Raw genomic sequence first — 3,542 nt, forward strand, 5'->3', positions numbered from 1 at the left:
GCCGTCCCGGCGCCGGTGGAGGCGGTCGTCCCGGTGGTGGCGGTCCCGGCGGTTTCGCCGGTCGCCCCGGTGGCGGTGGCTTCCGCGGTGGGGCCGGTCGCGGCTCGACCGCCGGTGCCTTCGGTCGCGGTGGCGGCCGTCCGGGCCGTGCACGCAAGTCGAAGCGCGCGAAGCGCCAGGAGTTCGAGGAGATGCAGGCGCCGTCGATCGGCGGCGTGAGCGTGCCCCGCGGTGACGGCTCGACCGTCATCCAGGTGCGCCAGGGTGCCTCCCTCACCGACTTCGCCGACAAGATCAATGCCAACCCGGCCTCGCTCGTCACGGTGATGTTCCACCTCGGCGAGATGGCCACCGCGACGCAGAGCCTCGACGAGGACACCTTCAAGCTCCTCGGCGCCGAGCTCGGCTACGACATCCGCATGGTCTCGCCGGAGGAGGAGGAGCGCGAGCTCTTCGACGCCTTCGACATCAACCTCGAGATCGGTGTCGACTCCGAGGACGAGGACGACCTCGCGGCCCGCCCGCCGGTCGTCACCGTCATGGGTCACGTCGACCACGGCAAGACGCGCCTCCTCGACGCCATCCGCAACGAGAACGTCGCGGGCGACGAGGCCGGTGGCATCACCCAGCACATCGGTGCCTACCAGATCCACAAGGAGCACGAGGGCGTCGACCGTCCGATCACCTTCATCGACACCCCGGGTCACGAGGCGTTCACCGCCATGCGTGCCCGTGGTGCGAAGGTCACGGACATCGCGATCCTCGTCGTCGCCGCCGACGACGGCGTCATGCCGCAGACCATCGAGGCGCTCAACCACGCCCAGGCGGCGGACGTCCCGATCGTCGTCGCGGTCAACAAGATCGACGTCGACGGTGCGAACCCGGCCAAGATCCGCCAGCAGCTCACCGAGTACAACCTCGTCGCCGAGGAGTACGGCGGCGAGACGATGTTCGTCGACGTGTCCGCCAAGCAGGGCCAGAACATCGACTCGCTGCTCGAGGCAGTCCTCCTCACCGCCGACGCCGCTCTCGACCTTCGGGCCAACCCCGACCGCGACGCCCGTGGTGTCGCGATCGAGGCCAACCTCGACAAGGGCCGCGGTGCGACCGCGACGGTGCTCATCCAGTCCGGAACCCTCCGGGTCGGCGACGCCATCGTCACGGGCAGCTCCTACGGCCGCGTGCGCGCCATGCTCGACGAGCACGGCGTCAACGTCGAGGAGGCGGGCCCGTCCCGTCCGGTCCAGGTGCTCGGTCTCTCCTCGGTCCCGCGCGCCGGCGACACCTTCGTCGTCGCGCCCGACGACCGCACGGCCCGCCAGATCGCGGAGCGTCGCGAGTCGGCCGACCGCCAGGCCAGCCTGGCCAAGGCCCGCAAGCGCATCTCGCTCGAGGACCTCAACGAGGCGATCGCGCAGGGCAAGGTCGACACCCTCAACCTCATCCTCAAGGGTGACGTGTCGGGTTCCGTCGAGGCCCTCGAGGACGCGCTGCTCCAGATCGACGTCGGCGACGACGTGGACCTGCGCATCATCGACCGCGGCGTCGGTGCGATCACGATGAACAACATCAACCTCGCGGTCGCGTCCAACGCGATCATCATCGGCTTCAACGTTCGGGCCGAGGGCCAGAACGCCGACTACGCCGAGCGCGAGGGCGTCGAGATCCGCTACTACTCGGTGATCTACCAGGCCATCGAGGAGATCGAGCAGTCCCTCAAGGGCATGCTCAAGCCCGAGTACGAGGAGGTCGAGCTCGGCACCGCCGAGATCCGCGAGATCTTCCGCTCGAGCAAGTTCGGCAACATCGCCGGCTCGATCGTCCGCAGCGGCGAGATCAAGCGTGGCTCCAAGGCTCGCATCACGCGTGACGGTGTCGTCGTGTCCGAGAACGTCGAGATCGCCGGCCTGCGCCGGTTCAAGGATGACGTCACCGAGGTCCGTGAGGGCTTCGAGTGCGGTATCAACCTCGGCTCGTTCAACGACCTGCAGCTCGGCGACCTCATCGCCACCTACGAGATGCGGGAAAAGCCCCGCGCCTGACCCCCCGACTGATTGCCCGTATGGGACATGCGAGCGCAGCGAGTGTGTCCCACACGGGCAATCAGTCGAAGACCGGGCGGCCGGCATACCGACTTTCCTCGGTATGCCGGCCGCTCGCCGTCCGTGGCACGGTTGCCTCGCACGAGCGGTCACCGGCGCACAACGTCGTCGGCGGCGCACGCATGGCGACGCCGCTCGTGCAGATCTGCGCCGCCGGCCGCCGGGTCGTGCCTCAGGCTCCCTCCGCGGGCGCATAGTGTGTGCGGGCAGGACACCACACCGAGAAGGAGTTGTCGTGGCTGACGCCGCACGCGCCCGCAAGGTCGCCGACCGCATCAAGACCCTCATCGCCGCAGGGCTCGACCAGGTTGTCAAGGATCCCGACCTCGGGTTCGTCACGATCACCGACGTCCGGGTGACCAACGACCTCCAGCATGCCTCGGTCTTCTACACCGTATTCGGCGACGACGCCCAGCGCGCGAAGACCGCCGAGCTGCTCGCCGCCAACCGCGGCAAGCTCCGCAGCCACGTCGGCCGCAACCTCGGCATCCGCCTCACTCCGTCGCTCGAGTTCATCGCCGACGCCATCCCCGAGACCGCGGCCCACCTCGAGGTGCTGCTCGCCGAGGCGCGCGAGCGCGACGCCCAGGTCGCTGCGGCCGCCTCCGGCGCCACGTACGCCGGCGACGCCGACCCCTACCGTCACGACGACGACGAGGAGGACGACGAGGACGCAGACGAGGCTCCGGCCACCGGCGCCACCTCCTCGGCCACGGACGGCGCCGCAGCCGCCACCGAGGGCGCCCGCGGCGCCGACGACACCGGCCGCGCGTGAGCGCGAGCGTCGACGGACTCCTCGTCGTCGACAAGCCGTCCGACTGGACGAGCCACGACGTCGTCGCCCGCGCCCGGCGGCTGTGCTCCACCCGCAAGGTCGGTCACGCCGGCACCCTCGACCCGATGGCCACCGGCGTGCTCGTCCTCGGCGTCGGTCGGGCGACCAAGCTGCTCACCTTCCTCGTCGGCGCCGACAAGGACTACGACGCGACGATCCGCCTCGGTCAGGGCACTCTCACCGACGACGCCGAGGGTGAGGTGACGAGCGCGCCCGGCGCCAAGGACCTCACCGACGCGGCCATCGCTGCCGCTGTCGCCACCCTCACCGGCGACATCGAGCAGGTCCCGAGCGCCGTGAGTGCGATCAAGGTGAAGGGGGAGCGGTCCTACCACCGCGCCCGCGCCGGTGAGGCCGTCGACCTGCCGGCCCGCCCGGTGACGGTCTCCCGGTTCGACGTCCACGACGTGCGACGCGGCGACGTCGACGGCCTGCCCGTCGTCGACGTCGACGTCACCGTCACGGTGTCGTCGGGCACCTACGTCCGGGCGCTGGCCCGCGACCTAGGCGGCGCGCTCGGGTCGGCCGGGCACCTCACCGCGCTGCGCCGCACGCGCGTCGGCGGCTTCGGCCTCGACGTCGCCCACCCGCTCGCCGAGCTCGAG

At 70.6% G+C, this 3,542-nt stretch carries 3 protein-coding genes; all 3 read left to right on the forward strand.

Translation table 11 applies throughout. The features are described 5' to 3' along the window. Window positions 1-2,042: translation initiation factor IF-2 (gene infB / locus N798_RS15840; protein ID WP_198030766.1), on the forward strand; the 2,042-nt coding region annotated here is incomplete at its 5' end. Between the two features lie 295 nt (window positions 2,043-2,337). After that, window positions 2,338-2,877: a 30S ribosome-binding factor RbfA gene (gene rbfA / locus N798_RS15845; RefSeq protein WP_035950452.1), complete on the forward strand. Its 540-nt coding sequence runs from the start codon at window positions 2,338-2,340 to the stop codon at window positions 2,875-2,877. Further along, window positions 2,874-3,542: tRNA pseudouridine(55) synthase TruB (truB, locus tag N798_RS15850; RefSeq protein WP_035950454.1), on the forward strand; the 669-nt coding region annotated here is incomplete at its 3' end. The genes rbfA and truB, both read left to right, overlap by 4 nt.

It is taken from the genome of Knoellia flava TL1, assembly GCF_000768675.1.
Lineage (GTDB): Bacteria > Actinomycetota > Actinomycetes > Actinomycetales > Dermatophilaceae > Knoellia > Knoellia flava.